Origin of the sequence: Paenibacillus sp. LHD-38 (genome assembly GCF_031157315.1) — a bacterium.
Lineage (GTDB): Bacteria > Bacillota > Bacilli > Paenibacillales > Paenibacillaceae > Pristimantibacillus.
Window position 1 is genome coordinate 49,199 of sequence record NZ_JAVIFU010000040.1, and the last position, 16,121, is coordinate 65,319.

A 16,121-nucleotide genomic window follows, 5' to 3' on the forward strand; every position below is an offset into this window, starting at 1 on the left:
GATCAGGAAGGAGAACAACGCATGAAAACGAAAAGCCTTCAGCCCTCTACGATTGTGCTTCATACCGTGCTGATCATTGGGGCTTGCATCATGGGGCTGCCGTTCATATGGATGATACTCAGTGCGCTAAAGGATTTGTCTCAAGTATTTATCGTTCCGCCAAAATGGATCCCCGATCCGTTTGTATGGTCGAACTTCAAGGAATCGTTGACGGCTCTGCCCTTCGGGCGCGCGTACTTCAACAGCTTTTATATTAATGTCATCGTTGTCGTATCGCAATTGTTGACCTGCTCGATGGCTGCTTACGCATTTGCCAAAATAAATTTCCCGTTCCGGGAGCCGCTGTTCGTGCTGTTCCTTGCGACCATGATGGTGCCTGGACAGGTAACGATTATTCCACTGTATTTGATGCTGAAAAATTTCGGTTGGCTGGATACGCACCAGTCCATCATCGTGCCTGCAGCTTTATTAAACGCATTCGGGGTATTTCTGCTTCGTCAATTTTTCAAAGGCATTCCGAAGGAAATGGAAGAAGCGGCCATCGTGGACGGCGCTAATCGCTTTACGATTTATACGCGCATAATGCTTCCGCTTGTCAAGCCTGCGCTTTCGGCACTTGGGATATTCACGTTTCTGGGGATGTGGAACAATTTCTTTTATCCTCTTATTTTCCTCAATAGCCCGGAGATGTTTACCGTGCCGATGATGCTGAATCTCTATCGGGGCATGTATGCCACGGATTGGACGCTGATGATGGCCGGCGCAACGATAGCGCTTCTTCCGGTATTGCTCGTGTACATCATCGGCCAACGTTATATCATTGAAGGGGTAACGCTGTCCGGTATAAAAGGATAGCCCTTCGGTATGATCTACAGCGCAGTGGTTGAATAGGTGAGGATAATCGAGTAGGAGGGAGCGCCTAGCTCCCGACCTCTCACACCACCGTACGTCAGTCTGTCTAACAATTATTAAAAAATCTCCGTTTTTGGGCATGAAAATGGATGACATTTGTCGAATCTCTGCATCTAAGGAGATGAGCGCATATGTCTTTTATCGAAGGTGAAGATAGACATCAAATTCATTTATTGCCAAATACGTTGGACGATTTTGTAGAAGAAGAAAATCCTGTACGAGTTATCGATGCTTACGTCGATAGCTTGACCCTAGAAGAATTGGGGTTTCAGGTGTATTCGGGCTCCAAAGCGGGGCAAAAACCTTACCGTCGGGAAGAGCTTCTCAAGCTCTATCTTTACTGTTATATGAACGGCATCCGTTCCTCTCGTAAGATGGAAACCGAAACGAAAAGAAATATTGAACTGATGTGGCTAATTGGTAAGCTCCAGCCGGATCACGGCACTTTATCTGCTTTCATGAAGTGTAACCAAACGGCCATAAAAAAGCTGTTTAAAGAATTCACCTTATTGTTAAAAGGTTTCGGGTTAATCGATGGTCGACTTGTCGCGATTGACGGCACAAAATTAAAGGCGGACTGCTCTAAAAAGAAACACTTTAATGACAACATTATCAGTAAGAAGCTAGAGCATATCGATGAAAAAATCGATGCCTATTTGCGCGACTTTTTAACGCAGGACAATCACCTCAAAAAGCAGGAAATCACGGAAAAGTTAGAGGTCTATCAAGAGAGAATGCACGAGTTGCAGGTAATGAAACAAGAACTCAAGGAAACAGGTGAAAACCAGTTTTGTGTTACCGATCCGGATGCCAAATCAATGAAAAACAACGGGAAGCATGAAGTTTGTTTCAATGTTCAAACTGCGGTGGACAGCAAGTACAAATTGATCGTGGACTGCGATACGGTCAATGATGTCAACGATCAAGGGCAGCTATCCAATATGGCAAAGAAAACAAAGCAAGTTTTCCGTGATCAAAAAACCACAATTCTGGCCGATACAGGCTATTATAACTATCTTGAAATCATCGACGTTGTCGACGAAAGCACCGAACTCTTAATTAAGCCGCAGAAGGGAAAGCATAACAAAGTAGCTAGCGGATTTGATAAAGAGAAATTTGAATATGATGCCATAAACGATAGATATATTTGCCCGTTGGGTTATGAATTGCCTTTCAAATGGAATGGAAAACAAGATGGAAAAGAGTACAGGCGATACACATGCAATGCCTTCGATATTTGCGGACAAAAGGATCTCTGCACTACTGCCAAAGGCGGAAGGTCGATAACCAGGTTGAAGGACGAAGAAGTGATTGAAAAAATTGCAAAAAATACGCGCAGTCAAAGTCAGATTTATAAGCAAAGAGCGGCCATTGTTGAGCACCCCTTCGGGACGATAAAACGTCACTTGGGCTATACATACTTTTTAACACGAGGGTTGGTATCAGTAGGCATTGAGACCAATTTGATTTGTCTTGCCTATAATTTCAAGAGAATGATCAAAATAAAGGGCGTGAAGGAGCTCGTACGTCTCTTAAGAGACCGATCTCCTTCGAAATCACATATGTATGACGTTTATTTAAGCAAAATTGCATGAACCCTCATCTTTAAGAGTATATAGAAATCAGTTGTTAGACAGACTGACGTACGGTTTGATGAGGAGGGGCTGGGATCCCCAGCCTTTTACTCTACTATGTTAAATAAAACCGCTTGACCCAATTCCTTGAGATGTTACAATTAACCCTAAAAATATGCGAAGGAAGAATAAAAACGTGTTCAAAAAACTTGAGGAATGCGTATCGAATGTACCATATATCCGACTTGGCAGTTTCCTACTTCTTGTTATGGCTTTAATTGTTCTATTTACGATAGAAACACGGGTTCCGGGAATATTATTTTTTATTTTTTCAGGTTTATTCTTAATTGTTGAGGGATTACATCGTTCTGGTGTGTGGAGCGGATGGAAGTTTCTTATTGACTGGGTATTTCCTGATGACTTACTGCGGATTAAACTCTTAATTCTGGTCAAAAAATTCATTATTTTTGTAATAAGACTCCAATTTATTGTGATTGGACTTTATTTTGGTTCATTTGGTTTATATGGTCTTTTTCATTGGCTCTTTGACTAATGGATACGTTAGTTCAATAAACCAGCGGCAGTCTAGGACCCGATCCAAGGCTGCCGCTGGTTTATTACTTAGGTAGTCTAATACTTATTTAAGCGGACTTGGCGCTTTTCTAGGGACACCTCGATTACCCAAAATGAATTAATTCCATTATAGATCATAGTGAGCTTGTAAAAAGTGCAAAATGAACCGAAATATTTTTCATATTATGCCCGTGGCAGCGGCCGTTAAGCTAACGGGCAGTATACATTAATGAATTACATAAGAAGAAAAACCCAGCTGTAGGTGGAATATATGGTAAAATGTTGAATTAGTCAGTCTGATATTGGATGGTGGCAGACCTATTGTTTAGTTTAGCTGTAATACTCGTACTCTGTTCTGGTTGCCTTCATTCAATTTGGAACCTTTATACTAAAAGAAGCATAAATAAAAATGTTTTTCTATGGTTTTGTCAACTTGTCGCAATTATAGTATTTTTGCCTTGGGCTATAGTTGAATGGGATAGTAGCATAAATATTACTGGTTGTTGGGTAATACTTGCATCCATGTTCCTGCACGGACTGTATATCAAATTACTAGCTGTTACATATTCAGTAGGTGACTTGTCACAGGTTTATCCAATTATGAGAGGAACTAGCCCTTTATTAGTACCACTTTTAGGAGTGACTTTACTTAACGAAAAGTTAACTACATTTGGATGGATAGGTGTAACCTGTATTGTCTTAGGAATCGTGTTGCTAAGTGACATAAAATTCAAGAGTAATGAATCATCATCATTGAAAGCACCATTGTTGGCACTGGCAGTGGGGATATGCATCGCTAGTTACATCGTTATTGATAAGATTGCATTAAACTATGTTTCACCTGTAGTTTTAAACGAAGCAACAAATATAGGGAATTTACTAGCTCTTTCATGGGCAACTTTTAACTCCAAAGGCATACGAAAAGAGCTAAACATAAACTGGAAGATAATTTTGTTAGGTGGAATTATAGCACCCGCTGGTTATCTATTGTTCTTGTTTGCCTTATCACTTGCACCAGTAGCTCAGCTCGCTCCTATGAGGGAAATAGGAACAGTATTTGGTACGGTCATGGGAATAATTATTCTCCAAGAAAAACAAGGCACAAGACGGTTACTTACATCAATTTTAATTACGTTAGGAGTTATCATTGTAGGAGTATGGGGCTAATTTCGATAAAAGGCATTGAACTAACGGGGAACTAAAGCTTAACAATCACCAGAACGAGGCTGCCGGCAAGAAACGGCAGCCTCGTTGTGCTAACGGGCAGTTTAAACTCGCAGAGAACCGTAATGATACAGCAAAGGATCGATGTTTGTGTATTTTTCCTGATGATAAAATAGGTAAAAATGAAGAAGAGGCATAAACCAGCCGTCCAGGACTGTCGCCTAATCACCTTCTACTGAATACATCTGAAGTATAAGATGCTTCAGGAGAGGATGTTGGCCGTGCAAGCTGTTCCTCATGATCTCGTTCAAGGATGGATCGCCTACACGTCGGACCGTGGCGGAACGTTCGTCATTTGGCTGTACCGACCTCAGGACGGTCTTAATTTTCAACTTACACAGGGGCTTGGTGCCGAATATTCGGTTCCCTATTGGTCTCCGGTCAGCAGGATAATCGCTTTCATCGGAATTGGTAACGTGGTCCACCTGCTGGATAGCGTTACGCTCACCATCGCCCGGATCGACCAAATCGAACCCCATACGCTGCTGGACTGGTCCCCGGACAGCCGGTTTCTCGCGTATGTCAAAAACGGGCGAATCGTCATCTATGATACATTCTCACATAGCAGCTATGCCATCCTGGAGCCGGGAGCTAACGATGTCCAATGGTTTCCTTCGGGTACAGAGCTTCTGTTCGCGGCTCCGGATTCCAACGGCATCACCCAGCTCTTCCGCATCCGGACCGATGGCACAGACCGGAGACAAATCACGCAAAATACGGACGGACCGCTCCATGACGTTCGGCTTTCCCCGGACGGAACCTTCGCGCTTTATACGTTCCCCGGTGGCAGCATCTCCATCATCTCGACGGTGGATCTGACCACCGGCACCATCTACACGCTGGATGGCGGACCGCTCTCCAAAAACTATTTTCCGGCATGGTCCCCGGACTCTCGGAGCATAGCCTTTAGCGCAACCGCCTATAAGGAGCCGAATTATTATACTCTCATCCAAATCGACAGCCGTACTTGTCAGAATCAAAGGATGTTGGCGACTTCGGACTGTTTCGCTACTCCTGTCGGCTGGTCGCCGGACGGCAGCAAAATCGCGTATTTATCGGGATGCGCAGGTGTAGATAGCGTAAGTCAGCTCTGGATTGTTGATATAAGGGAGCCGATGCCGGTGAACGTCCTCAGTGGCGGCCGGATTACCGCCTTGCAGTGGTCTCCTCGCGTCAGAAGGGTTCCGGAAAATATCTACACAAGCTTCGTGTACCGGGTATCCTTTCCGTATCCCGCAAACTGGCTCCGGGCCAGCGAAGAGAGGTACGAAGGGCCCGGTGGTTTTTTTCAGGTATCCGCGATTTTAGCAGGCGACCGGATTGCCGATGTATGCAGCTCCGAAGCTTTTCATCCATTGATGCCTTACGGCTCTTCTCCTCGGATTGTCATGATGACGGTACAAAACCGGGAGGCCTGCTTCATTTTTCCATCGGCCGACCAACCAGCTGAGATGAACAAACAGGCCGCCCTCATCGTGAGATATCCCCGCCCAATCCAAATCGGGGAAACGTTGTACAATTATTTTATCCTGTGGGCCGACTTCAACCACATCCGCCAAATTGGCAGGTGGCTGTCATTCCTTTAGCCAACCTTCATTGATGGCTGGTTTTTTTGAAAATCGTCGGGCTTCCCCAGCCTGCAGCGAAAGTTGTGCCTCTAATAGAACGTTCGCCACCATTAAAAAGTGGCTTACGCCATCAAATTTCCCTACCGGCCGAAAGATGCCTTAGCACAGGCAGCGTATCAGCACATGATTGGCCTTCCAAGGTTTCCATGGAGGTTAATAAGAAGAAACTTGAAGGGAATTCACGTTAAACGAGGAATCAAAAACAACGTTGCGGCGAACCAGTCCATTTAGAGGGCTGGTTTTTCGATAAGATAATTATGTGTTGAAAAGTGTCGTTGAGCTAACGAGCAGGTTAACTTAGGCTCAAAATGTTATAATAGTTGTGGATTATGGGGAAGTTGGTGGTTTAAATGAGTGAAATAAGGGTAATACCTGAATTTCATAAGTATGCTGTTTGTGCAACAGAAGATATGCCCATAAAGGATTTTTACAAGGAACATGATGATGAAGTTTTTGTTTTTTACCATCCTTTCAATAAACCAATATTCGGTCTCCAGGCCGTAGGGAAGATGACAGTGGGCCACGAACTTGAGAAAATCACATCTACGAAGTTGTTTCACAATTATCAGACAATTGAGTTACTTTCTCCTTATTTTGGTTTCGGGCCTGAGATGTGGCGGTTGTCCGATCTATTAAGATGCGCAAGGCGACGAGTCGGGAATGGGATAAAGTTCTTGTCATTTATGACATCAAGTTCTTGTCAATCGACAACCGCGGGATCGGTCTTGCCGTTGTGGAACAGAAGCTTAATCTATACGGGGGCACTATTTCCGTTAAACTGGTGGATGAAAAGGCCATCAGCTTTGAAGTCAGCATTCCTTTGAATTAGCCGATAATTTATTCTTTCAAAAGAACAAATTCCCTTGTATAATAAAAATGAAGATGCAATCCGCTTTGCAACAGCAGCACTGAAGTAATAAGTGCTCCTTTTTTTATATTATTGTTCGTTATAAGGAACAATTATGAATGGAGGTGAAAATATGCAAAAGCCGGCTTACCGTGCGCCAAAGGTTTTAAAGCATCAACCGATTCGCTTTGAAACTTCTCAAAGCTGGAATAGGGGACGTGGACCAGTTGCACCTGATAAAGGAAAAAGCGATGGGGACAATCATAAACATGAACCTTATGATCCAAAAAAAAACAGGTAATGATCATACCGTAACAGAGGAGAGGTCAAAGGTCGTTCTTATGACCTCTCTGCTCGAATTTATTTGTTTAAGGGGTTTTAAGATGGAGAAGCTGATGCTAAAAATTGGGGAGCACTTCATGCAAGCCATATGTGCTTCCAGTGACGCTATACATATGCTCAAGAAAAATTTTCAATATTTGGATGATTCGTTTGAATGTCAACCGGATTTATCTATCCTCCTGGAAGATGGCTATGGGACCCCTTTTGTTGATTATGAAGTTATGATAATTAAAGAATGTAATCGGATTTCTTTCCAGAGAGCCGATTATTCCATACAAGTGGACGCTGATTATACACAGGCGACAGTCGCCGTTCATGATGAATTAGCTCTAAAGCACGCCTTAATGAACCTGTACAGTTCATTTATCGTCCATCGCAACTGGGGACTTTTAATTCACTCATCCTGTGTGATAGAAGAGGGCCGGGCGCATGTTTTCATGGGTCATTCCGGTGCCGGAAAGTCAACGGCAGCTAAATTATCTTATCCAAGAAAACTTTTGTCAGACGAAGCAACGATCTTGAAAATCTCCGAAGAAAGCATCACGGTTTTCAATTCACCATTTCGCAGCGAGCTTCAATCAACGGATCATCAAGAAAACTGTCCATTAGCCAGCATGCAACTCTTAGAACAATCACGTTCCAACAAAAGATTGATGCTAAAGAAATCCGAGGCCCTTCTGCAAATAACGGATAAAGTGTTTTTTTGGTCCTATAGGGCGGAGGAGCCGGCTAAAATTTTTCGTTTATTAAAGCTAGTCGTGAACGAAATTCCGGTTTATGAGCTGCATTTTCAAAAGAACAATATATTTTGGGAGCTGATTTCCTAATGACAAGCTATATTCACAAGGATAAGTTCGAGGTGCTTGAACTTGACGGGGAGTCCGTTATTTTGAATTCAGATGCCTTTATGGTGACGACTCTTAATGAAGTTGGCGGTTTTTGCTGGTCTCTGCTGCAAGAGGCATGTACGATCCGGCAGATCATTCAAACCGTTCGAACTCATTATGCTATAGAGGACGAAGCAATCGAACAAGATATTGAGCGATTTGTAAATCATTTAATGGACTGTGGATTAATCCGGCATGCCAGTTAATTTAACCGCTTGTAATTTGATTAAAGAGGTTATACGGAAACAGGGGTGGGTTGAGCTTCCGGCAGAAGGCACAAGCATGTACCCCCTTATCAAACAAGGGAATATTTGCCGTTTTGTTTCATGTGAAGCGATGAAGCTGAAAAAGGGTGAAATTATTTTATTTCATACCATATCGGGCAGTTTGGTTGCTCATCGTCTGCTGTCCATCGAATCGATGAATGAGAAGGTTACATACTTGTTGAAAGGCGACACGAATTTTGGTGCCGATGAACCGGTCGGTCAAGAGCAACTTATCGGCAAGCTGGCTTCAATAAATAAAGGAAAGTACAGGATTAAGCTGCCGAGCTTATCTGTTCATGTTTGGAGCCAAATGATTCTTCTGTTCCCGATCCTGACTGCCTTTTTAAGAGCTTACTTGAACAGAAGAAAAAAAGCCCAACCTTTTGAGGTGTCCTAATGATGTTCATACGAGCAGCGAAAAAAATCGATATAAAACCATATATGTCTACAAAGGAAATGAAAAGAACGTTTCACTTATTAAAGCCCTATATTCTGAAGCATAAAAAGGCCTATATAAGCTTATTTTTACTGATGGTTATCGATATTTCGTTAATATTGGCATTTGCATGGTTTATTGGCCAATTAACCGATGCGGCGGTTCATCGTGATTTTGACCGTCTCAAGGGGCTGCTTTTTACTGGAATCGGTTTAACGGCAATCAGTATTACCACAAACTTCATGGATACGTATCTGGAAACCATAGCTGTTAACGCAGTGAAAAAAGATCTGAATTTGGACTTATATAAACATATTTTGCTTCTGCCGGGAAACCTGGTATCAAATCTCCACTCAGGCGAATTATTATCCCACTTTACGAATGAGATTCATAATATAGATGGGATAGTAGGCCGGGGGTTAATAAATTTAATCAGGTATCCTGTTATCTCTATCGCATCCTTTATTTACTTGGTTCAAATTAGCTGGAAGCTGTCCCTGCTTAGTTTATTAGTTGTACCTGCCGCTATTATTGGCGGTGCTGTATTCGGGTGGTTGCTTCGGAACAATAGCAGACTCATCCATAATCTAATCTGCAGCATTAATAAAAGCCTGAATGACACGTTTCATGGCTTTGTTGTCATTCGCTCATTTACGTTAGAGAAGTTGTACTTTACAAAATATGCCCGTATGAATCAAGACCTTTATTCATTAGAGCTGAAGGATGCCAAGCTGCGGGGCTGGTTCTACGCAGGTGGAGAGGCCGTTGGGGCCAGCGCCTATCTTGTCAGTTTTATTGTGGGGGCCTATTTTGTTTCCGGCAACGTAATTACGATTGGCGCATTATTATCATTTATTACACTTGTCGGCCGTATGGTCAATCCCCTTACGGGTCTTGCCGGACAATGGGCAAGCTATCAAAGAGCATTATCAGCGGTAGAGCGTATAATCAACCTGCTCGATCAACCCAGGGATTCCAAAGAGCTTCCTTCATTTGCACCAACTCCGCTTCTGTATAAACGAATCCAATTCCATGATATTACGTTTAGTTATGATGGACAAAATAACGTATTCGAGCATTTTCATTTGCAAATTCCAAAGGGTCAAGTCGTAGCTTTTGTCGGTCCAAGCGGAGCGGGGAAATCAACCTTATTTAATTTGCTTCAAGGATTTTATAGATGCCAAGCGGGTTCTATCCGAATAGACGATACTTCAGTAGAAGATATTACCCTCTCCGAGTTAAGAAGCTCGATTGCTTATGTGCCTCAGGAAACCTTTTTGTTTAGCGGAACGATCAGGGACAATTTAATGCTAGCACGCCCAAGCATTTCAGAAGCAGACATGATACGTGCCTCCAGAAGCGCCAATATTCACGATTTTATAACAGATCTTCCTAAAGGATATGATACGGAAATTGGGGAAAGAGGGGTAAAGCTTTCAGGCGGGCAAAGACAGAGAATTTCTATTGCAAGAGCGATCCTCAAGGATGCTCCTATCTTATTGCTAGATGAAGCCACTTCTTCACTAGACAGCGAAACGGAATTTTTAGTACAGGATGCATTAGACCAATTAATGAAAAATCGTACGACACTGATTATTGCCCATCGAATATCAACGATTCAACATGCAGATGTCATCGTGGTTTTGGATCAAGGAAAGATCGTCCAAATGGGGAAGCATCATGAGTTGATCAATGAGAAGGGGCTGTACAGCGAGCTGAATAAAACACGGGTTCCCAATCCATCAAGCGTGATAAATCCTTTAGCCGTGAATGCTTAATAAATAGAAGGGAAGAGAGTAGTGATCAATCAACTTATAAAAATGCTGTATGATCCCGACTGCAGCTTAACAGTAGACGAAGAGTTTTATAGACAAGCGATCGAGGAAATTGAAGCATCTGCCGTCTCTTCTCAAATATACCATTTATTAAAAGAACAAGGCAGGCTTGAAGAGACGCCATTGTTTTTCCGGGATAGGCTGAAAAACAACTATAACGAAGCACTGCACCTGAATCTGTTTATTAAAAATCAATCCGACCGGATCCTTCAAAGGTTTGAGACGGACCGGATAAAGGTCATTCCGCTAAAAGGAGTATACTTCGCTGAAAAATACTTTGGTCACATAGGCGCGCGAGGAACTTCGGACATTGATCTATTAGTTAGAAAAGAAGATGTCGAGCGGGCGGTCTATTGTGTCAAAGCTTTGGGATTTCATATCGAACAAGAGCAGATTCCATCCCACTTCCATTTATGTTTCAGCAAACGGATACCAGGGGCCATCATTCCTTTAACGGTAGAAATTCATTGGAATATTGTAAAAGAAACGACCTCGAATTTTAAGATTGAACCATTTTGGAATAACGCGGTCCCCTATAAACAATACGGATATGTCATGGCACTATCGGATTATCATACCTTCTATATGATTTGTATGCATGGATGGAGACATAATTTGGAATCCGCTAAATATTTTATCGATATCATCCAATTGATCTATATTTTAAAAGATAGCCTTAACTATGATCTTCTTTATCAAGATGCCTCGGCGCATAAAACGCGAAAAAGGCTCGTTCGGACATTATCCATTGTCTATGAATCGTATCCGATGTTAGACAACATGAAGGAAATCCCGATTAAAAGGAAGCGTATGTTCCAAAATAAAAACAACAGGCTTCATCTGAAGAAGATTACGAAGTATTTGGATTTTATGGATTACCAATTTTTAAGTTACGATAACCTCCAGCATAGCTTGAGAGAAGTATCTAACTGGATCCTGCCTGGAAAAACGGAAATATTAGCTCAGATTAACATCGCCGGCAAAGAGCATTCCTACTTGATGAGTTATCTTTACTTATGCAAAACGAGGTTTATAAAAGCCTTAAAGGCGTTTCATCACTTATAAGCAGTAGTCCATCCATTTCAGGATGGGCTTTTTTTGTCGGAGTTTTCGCGCCAATTTTAGGATAGTATGCTTATTTTTCAATTTTCAGAGTTTTTTAATAAGGCTTGTAAGAATAGTGTGCCTTGAATGGATTATTTACAACTAGAATGTTACAAAGACACTAAATTCTGAGGAAGTGGTTATATGAGTTATGATCTTCATATTACCCGCAAACGAATCCATGGCGCACTCGGCTATTTATCGCCGGTTTGCTTTGGATCCTCAGTTTATCCGGATCTACATGAAGGCTGCCGTAATAAGCAGTTCCATTATCGATCACGAGAGAGCTTGCATATCCGTTACCTTCTGGTTTGTATGACCACAGATTCTCTCCGGTAGTCGTTCGATAGGCATTAAGCACATACGCTGCAACACCTTTCTCACCTGCATAAAGACGGTGTGACAGCCGATCGACGGCAAGCTCAGCTTCTTATAGGCTGCGTTCGATAATCGTATCCATGCCATCTGTCATATTAATTTGATGAATCTCGGTCGATTGATCGCCATCGGCATAGAACAAGCTGCTGCCATCTACGGCAACCTGCGCAGGCTGTATTTTCGTAATAATCGTAGATTCCAACAATTTCGTATCCAAGTTTTAAAAGACTTACAAAACACATAAAAAATGGTATCCTTTATTAAGAACTTTATGTTCTTAATAAAAAATAATTTAGGGAAATGTGAGGTACAAGGATGAAGAAAACGAATGGGTCGCGTACCAAAGTTTTAGCATTGATCTTATTTTTATTTGTAACATTCATGACAACAGATTCGAGTATCATGTATGCAGATGAAGGTGACAATGTTCCCAGGTCGCTGCAAGGAAAAATAACAGACGAGAATGGAAATCCCATTGATGGCGCTTCGATTCAAATTGGTACGTATGCTCCAGGATTCGGATTTCGTTTTGTCGGTTCTGCTGTAACGAACGAAGAAGGCAATTATGACATCCCTAGCTATACGCGAAATTTTGGCGATGCCGTATCCACGATCATAACAGCAAATGGCAACATCGTGATAAACGCGCTGACGTCGTCCGAAACGTTCAACTATCAATTCCCCGTGCAGCGAGCAACCCTCACAGGAAAGGTTACTTACGGAGATATGTATGAAACACCTGTTGCTGGTTATCAGGTAGACTTAAGCGTACATTTAGGAAGCGGCGGTCGTCGGATTAATGTAGCTTCTGCAACAACAGATGCAGAAGGTAACTATACCTTTTCCATCATCCCTGGTGATTTTAGTTCTGCATTAGGGGAAAATATGTTTAGAGTGACTTTTGACGACAATTACGAGAGATATGTGGAACTTCATTTGGGGGATAACAAAAGCGAGCAAGCATATGGTATTCCAATTCCTCAAGGTGTGAAATTAAACGGGCGTTTCGTAGGTTATGTAACCGACGAACACGATGCTCCCCTTTATGATGCTGCAGTCGACTTGGTTGAATCCGACACCAATATCTTCTCGTCTGACGGATATTATTTTACCGAAATTATTAAAGGCGGAAATTATACTGTAAGAGTATCCGCTCCAGGCTTTACTCTAGTAGAAGAAACAATTGAAATTAATGGCGGGGACAGTTTCTTAACCTTTAAGCTTACCAAAAGCAATCCGCCTGTTGTTACGGCCACTGCGGACCGAACGCCTGATCATCAAAGCTGGTATAATCATGATGTGACGGTCTCATTTCAAGCGACTGACGATGATTCCATTCTAGCGATTGATCCTCCCGTCATCGTTTCGACGGAAGGTGTTGATCAAGTCATAGAAGGGGTTGCAAAGGATACTGCAGGGTTAACGGGGATCGGCTCCATTACAATTGACTTGGACAAAACGCCACCTGTTACACAAGCGTTGGTTTCAGAAAGTGTTCGAAACAATTGGTACAATACCGATGTACATGTCACTCTTTCTTCGAATGACAAACTCTCTGGTGTAGAAAACACGGAGTACAGTCTCGATAATGGACATACATGGTCTGACTATAACGGAATCATCACCATTTTTAAGGAGGGTAAAAATATTCTCCTTTATCGAAGTTCCGATAAGGCAGGAAATACTGAACAGTCAAAGGCGCTAGAAGTTAATATTGATAAGACAGCCCCATCATTAAACGTCACGCTTGATAAAACGGTGCTATCACCAGCTAACCATAAGATGGTGTCCATACAAGCAGCAGTTAATGTGATTGAATCTGGCTCTGGACTCGATTCCGTCGTATTAACATCGATTACAAGTAATGAAACAAGCAATCAATCAGGCGCTGGCAACACCGCAATCGATGTTCAAAATGCTGATTTAGGTACATCCGATACAACCTTTGATCTTCGTGCAGAAAGATCAGGAAGAGGTGAGGGACGTGTATATACGATAACGTATACCGCCACAGATATGGCTGGCAATTCGGCCGTGGACACTGCAACTGTCACAGTTCCCAAGAAAAAATAAGCTGCCTTGAGCTAACGGTCAGGATAGTTGAACAAGTCATTGATCTGATGCGGTTTTCTTCTTAGAAAATCGTCAGCCTTTGAAAAACAAGTTTTAGATTGAGCTATTAATAGAGTCAACGAAGAGACTCGAACCAGAAAATAAAGTATTAGACTGTAGGCATGAGCTTGAGTTTCGCCGTATATTCCATACGAATTGATTGAGTCCACCCAAGTCGACGGAGCAACAGGCTTGCAAGGCTTTTTTAAAGTGACGCTTCCCCTGGTAAAGCCTGGAGTCATTTCCACTGGACTGCTATGTTTCGTTTTTGCTTGGAATGAGTTTGTGTTTGGCGTAAGTCTGACCTATACCGATTCTTCGACCATGCCGGTGTTTATGGCTTCTTTTATGACCCAAGAGGGGTTGTTTTGGGGAAAGATGTCCGCAGTGGCGACAAGCGCAGTATTGCCATCAGTCATACTGGGATGGTTTACCCAGAAGCAATTAGTACAAGGCCTTACTATGGGAGCCGTTAAAGGGTAACGAAATCTATTATCCGGCACTCGGAGCATCATTTGCTCCTGTTGGTCACAAGAACATATATGCTTAAAAGTCGCTAATTAGCGGCTTCTTTTATTTTAACGATATATGTTATTGTCGAAGGACAAGAGTACAGTCAAGATAAAGTCTGTTCATTTCTAATTTTACGGAATTCCTTAGGTGTAATATCACGATGTTTTTTAAAAGATTGGATAAAATGATTTACATGATTGAAACCAACTCTCCGGGCAATCTCGGTTATCGTATATTCAGTCGTTTCTAACAGCTCGCAGCTCCTTTTAATGCGGTACTTAACCAAGTAATAGTAAGGAGTCATATGAATGCTTTTTTTAAAGCTGCGAGTGCACTCCGAAACACTCAAATGTGCAACCTCAGCAATTTCCTTCAAAGTTATAATGTCTGTATAGTTTTGGTGGATAAAGCTAAGCATTAATTGCAGTCTCTCTTGCTGGAGCCGGTTGTGTTTAGAGGACTCCTCTGAAGATAGGCGGATATTGGAAATAAGAATCAGCCACAACTGAACCGTTTTGATGGAAACCTCATACTGCCATCCCCAGGTTTCTTTCATTTCAAATTCCTTCTTCATATACCAAAGTAATTGCAGGATTTGATTTTGCCACTCCGCATCTCCTTTGATCTCTAAAGATAATAAGTAAGAATTAGTAAAAGGAAGTACATAGCTTTTTTCCATGGCACTATCTGAGTAAAAAGAGAGCAGCTTCTCCGGAAAATTAAAGCTTACATATTCACCGTCGTGAGTTAGATATGTAACAATGTGAAGAACACTCTTATTGATAAAAATGGCCTGACCCGTTCCTAAATCATAATCGATACCATTGATTTGTATCGTTAGTTTCCCTTTGGTCACTAAAGTAATTTGTAATTCTTCGTGCCAATGCAGATCGTTAACTCCTCTGCCTTCAGGAATAGATCCATGATTAGTATGAGTGTACATAATGTATGGAAATGCCTCGTCAGGATACAGAATGGCCTCGTGCAATTGTTTTTTCAAGGGACAGGCTCCTTTATTAGACGATATTTCAATATAAATTAAAGATATAATTGCACAAATTGGACGTTGGTGATGATATTATTATATCCAGCTTAAGCTTATCATTACAATTCCGTGCACAGGTAATTGTTTATTAGCTTGGAGGAACTATGGTTAAATTAAATAAATCTTCGTTACCTTCTCATCCGTTTATCTTGTTATTAATCAGTATATTGTCCGTTTCTATCTCTTCCATCATGATAAAATTTTCAGATACACCTATGTTGCTGGGATGTACAGATTGTTTATTTCTGTAATCATCATGTTCGCTTTTGTGCCCTGGAAAAAGCTTCGCTCCTCAGAGATGAATAAAAAAGACTGGATTATTGTTATCGGTATTTGTCAAGATAGTTGTCGCGATTTAATGAAAATAAGATAGTTACGTTTGTGTTTTTTGCTCAGCCAGAATAGGCATAGCTTTTTCCGGGTTAAGCCAAACCTCTTCTTCCAA

At 41.9% G+C, this 16,121-nt stretch carries 16 protein-coding genes and 1 pseudogene; 15 read left to right on the forward strand and 2 right to left on the reverse strand.

The annotated features are described in order from the left end of the window. Positions 1 to 21: 21 nt before the first annotated feature. The 13 genes and pseudogenes from RCO25_RS26025 to RCO25_RS26085 all read left to right on the forward strand — a co-directional run bounded on the left by RCO25_RS26025 (position 22) and on the right by RCO25_RS26085 (position 11,589). Positions 22 to 855, forward strand: a complete 834-nt coding sequence (locus RCO25_RS26025) for a carbohydrate ABC transporter permease (RefSeq protein ID WP_308998992.1) — start codon at positions 22 to 24, stop codon at positions 853 to 855. A 188-nt stretch (positions 856 to 1,043) separates the two neighbouring features. Further along, the gene (locus RCO25_RS26030; protein WP_308998993.1) at positions 1,044 to 2,507 is read left to right on the forward strand and encodes an IS1182 family transposase; all 1,464 of its coding nucleotides are present in this window, start codon (positions 1,044 to 1,046) and stop codon (positions 2,505 to 2,507) included. 175 nt (positions 2,508 to 2,682) lie between these two features. Beyond that, positions 2,683 to 3,039 carry a hypothetical protein gene (locus tag RCO25_RS26035; protein WP_308998994.1) on the forward strand — a complete coding sequence of 119 codons (357 nt, stop codon included), beginning with the start codon at positions 2,683 to 2,685 and terminating at the stop codon, positions 3,037 to 3,039. A gap of 341 nt (positions 3,040 to 3,380) precedes the next feature. Continuing rightward, complete coding sequence (locus RCO25_RS26040) at positions 3,381 to 4,226, forward strand: DMT family transporter (protein WP_308998995.1); 846 nt, start codon at positions 3,381 to 3,383, stop codon at positions 4,224 to 4,226. 269 nt (positions 4,227 to 4,495) lie between these two features. Further along, a complete protein-coding gene (locus RCO25_RS26045) occupies positions 4,496 to 5,869 on the forward strand; it encodes a hypothetical protein (RefSeq protein ID WP_308998996.1) in 1,374 nt (457 codons plus the stop codon). 551 nt (positions 5,870 to 6,420) lie between these two features. Further along, a pseudogene (locus RCO25_RS26050) lies at positions 6,421 to 6,549 on the forward strand (shikimate kinase); the annotation flags it as partial. After that, entirely contained in the window at positions 6,525 to 6,740 is a 216-nt protein-coding gene (locus RCO25_RS26055; protein WP_308999010.1) for a hypothetical protein, read from the forward strand. The pseudogene RCO25_RS26050 and the gene RCO25_RS26055, both read left to right, overlap by 25 nt. A 151-nt stretch (positions 6,741 to 6,891) precedes the next feature. Further along, the gene (locus tag RCO25_RS26060; protein ID WP_308998997.1) at positions 6,892 to 7,059 is read left to right on the forward strand and encodes a hypothetical protein; all 168 of its coding nucleotides are present in this window, start codon (positions 6,892 to 6,894) and stop codon (positions 7,057 to 7,059) included. Between the two features lie 82 nt (positions 7,060 to 7,141). Further along, the gene (locus RCO25_RS26065; protein WP_308998998.1) at positions 7,142 to 7,927 is read left to right on the forward strand and encodes a hypothetical protein; all 786 of its coding nucleotides are present in this window, start codon (positions 7,142 to 7,144) and stop codon (positions 7,925 to 7,927) included. After that, positions 7,927 to 8,193, forward strand: coding sequence for a PqqD family protein (locus RCO25_RS26070; RefSeq protein WP_308998999.1), 267 nt, complete (start codon positions 7,927 to 7,929; stop codon positions 8,191 to 8,193). Before RCO25_RS26065 ends, RCO25_RS26070 begins: the two co-directional genes overlap by 1 nt. Then, entirely contained in the window at positions 8,183 to 8,650 is a 468-nt protein-coding gene (locus RCO25_RS26075; RefSeq protein WP_308999000.1) for a signal peptidase I, read from the forward strand. Before RCO25_RS26070 ends, RCO25_RS26075 begins: the two co-directional genes overlap by 11 nt. Next, positions 8,650 to 10,467 (forward strand): ABC transporter ATP-binding protein, encoded by a 1,818-nt coding sequence (locus tag RCO25_RS26080; protein WP_308999001.1) that lies wholly within the window; start codon positions 8,650 to 8,652, stop codon positions 10,465 to 10,467. Before RCO25_RS26075 ends, RCO25_RS26080 begins: the two co-directional genes overlap by 1 nt. Positions 10,468 to 10,488: 21 nt before the next feature. Beyond that, a complete protein-coding gene (locus RCO25_RS26085) occupies positions 10,489 to 11,589 on the forward strand; it encodes a nucleotidyltransferase domain-containing protein (RefSeq protein WP_308999002.1) in 1,101 nt (366 codons plus the stop codon). 469 nt (positions 11,590 to 12,058) lie between these two features. Here the strand turns inward: RCO25_RS26085 and RCO25_RS26090 are convergent, their stop codons facing one another. Next, the gene (locus RCO25_RS26090) at positions 12,059 to 12,208 is read right to left on the reverse strand and encodes a hypothetical protein (protein WP_308999003.1); all 150 of its coding nucleotides are present in this window, start codon (positions 12,206 to 12,208) and stop codon (positions 12,059 to 12,061) included. A gap of 113 nt (positions 12,209 to 12,321) precedes the next feature. On the opposite strand from RCO25_RS26090, the gene RCO25_RS26095 reads away from it, so the two are divergent. Together RCO25_RS26095 and RCO25_RS26100 are read left to right on the forward strand one after the other, a co-directional pair. Then, positions 12,322 to 14,079 (forward strand): OmpL47-type beta-barrel domain-containing protein, encoded by a 1,758-nt coding sequence (locus RCO25_RS26095; protein ID WP_308999004.1) that lies wholly within the window; start codon positions 12,322 to 12,324, stop codon positions 14,077 to 14,079. 195 nt (positions 14,080 to 14,274) lie between these two features. After that, positions 14,275 to 14,601, forward strand: coding sequence for an ABC transporter permease subunit (locus RCO25_RS26100; protein WP_374992164.1), 327 nt, complete (start codon positions 14,275 to 14,277; stop codon positions 14,599 to 14,601). Between the two features lie 133 nt (positions 14,602 to 14,734). On the opposite strand, the gene RCO25_RS26105 is transcribed toward RCO25_RS26100, so the two are convergent. Continuing rightward, the gene (locus tag RCO25_RS26105) at positions 14,735 to 15,631 is read right to left on the reverse strand and encodes an AraC family transcriptional regulator (protein ID WP_308999005.1); all 897 of its coding nucleotides are present in this window, start codon (positions 15,629 to 15,631) and stop codon (positions 14,735 to 14,737) included. Positions 15,632 to 16,121 lie beyond the last annotated feature (490 nt).

What these genes read in the sequence shown, in the direction of transcription:
- RCO25_RS26060 (WP_308998997.1), top strand. Translation starts at nt 6,892, where the DNA reads ATGCAAAAGCCGGCTTACCGTGCGCCAAAGGTTTTAAAGCATCAACCG.
- RCO25_RS26065 (WP_308998998.1), top strand. Translation starts at nt 7,142, where the DNA reads ATGGAGAAGCTGATGCTAAAAATTGGGGAGCACTTCATGCAAGCCATA.
- RCO25_RS26075 (WP_308999000.1), top strand. Translation starts at nt 8,183, where the DNA reads ATGCCAGTTAATTTAACCGCTTGTAATTTGATTAAAGAGGTTATACGG.
- RCO25_RS26080 (WP_308999001.1), top strand. Translation starts at nt 8,650, where the DNA reads ATGATGTTCATACGAGCAGCGAAAAAAATCGATATAAAACCATATATG.
- RCO25_RS26030 (WP_308998993.1), top strand. Translation starts at nt 1,044, where the DNA reads ATGTCTTTTATCGAAGGTGAAGATAGACATCAAATTCATTTATTGCCA.
- RCO25_RS26095 (WP_308999004.1), top strand. Translation starts at nt 12,322, where the DNA reads ATGAAGAAAACGAATGGGTCGCGTACCAAAGTTTTAGCATTGATCTTA.
- RCO25_RS26025 (WP_308998992.1), top strand. Translation starts at nt 22, where the DNA reads ATGAAAACGAAAAGCCTTCAGCCCTCTACGATTGTGCTTCATACCGTG.
- RCO25_RS26045 (WP_308998996.1), top strand. Translation starts at nt 4,496, where the DNA reads ATGTTGGCCGTGCAAGCTGTTCCTCATGATCTCGTTCAAGGATGGATC.
- RCO25_RS26070 (WP_308998999.1), top strand. Translation starts at nt 7,927, where the DNA reads ATGACAAGCTATATTCACAAGGATAAGTTCGAGGTGCTTGAACTTGAC.